At 59.3% G+C, this 781-nt stretch carries 1 pseudogene; it reads right to left on the reverse strand.

Annotated elements, in window-relative coordinates:
- Positions 1–781, reverse strand: a pseudogene (locus tag AB1A65_RS09090) (hypothetical protein); the annotation flags it as partial.

The following is a 781-nucleotide window of genomic DNA, read 5'->3' on the forward strand; positions in this document are numbered from 1 at the left end:
GGTCGTCCGAACCACTGTTGTCCAGTGCCGACAGGTCCACCGTCTGCGTGCCGCCGTCCTCAAGGGTCAGCGTCAATACGTTCGTGGCATTGTCAAGGCTGAAGGCCGTGATCGCCTGGTCGTCCGTGTTGTCCAGGTATGGGGTCAGGTCGACCGTGCCGCCGTCCTCAAGGGTCAATATGTTGCCCGCCGCCAAGCTGAGGGCCTGGTCATCGGTTCCAGCCGCTGCAAGCACAGTGCTGAAGTCAACGGTCTGCGTGCCGCCGTCCTCAAGGGTCAGTGTCAATACGTTCGTGGCATTGTCCAAACTGAAGGCCGTGATCGCCTGGTCGTCCGTGTTGTCCAGAAATGGGGTCAGATCGACCGTGCCACCGTCCTCCAAGGTCAATATGTTGCCAGCGGCCAAGCTGAGGGCCTGGTCATCGGTGTTGTCAAGGTAGCCGCTCAAATCAACGTTGTTCCCGTCCTCTATCGAAAGGCTGTTGCCCGAAAGGGTCAGTGTCTGGTCGTCCGAACCGCTGTTGTCCAAGGCCGATAGGTCCACCGTCTGCGTGCCGCCGTCCTCCAAGGTCAGCGTCAATATGTTCGTGGCATTGTCAAGGCTGAAGGCCGTGATCGCCTGGTCGTCCGTGTTGTCCAGGTATGGGGTCAGATCGACCGTGCCACAGTCCTCCCAGGTAAATCTGTTGACAGCGGCCAAACTGAGGGCCTGATCGTCGGTGTTGTCAAGGTAGCCGCTCAGGTCAACGTTGTTGCCGTCCTCTATCGAAAGGCTGTTGCC

The sequence above is a fragment of the Allomuricauda sp. ANG21 genome (assembly GCF_040705235.1).
Lineage (GTDB): Bacteria > Bacteroidota > Bacteroidia > Flavobacteriales > Flavobacteriaceae > Flagellimonas > Flagellimonas marina.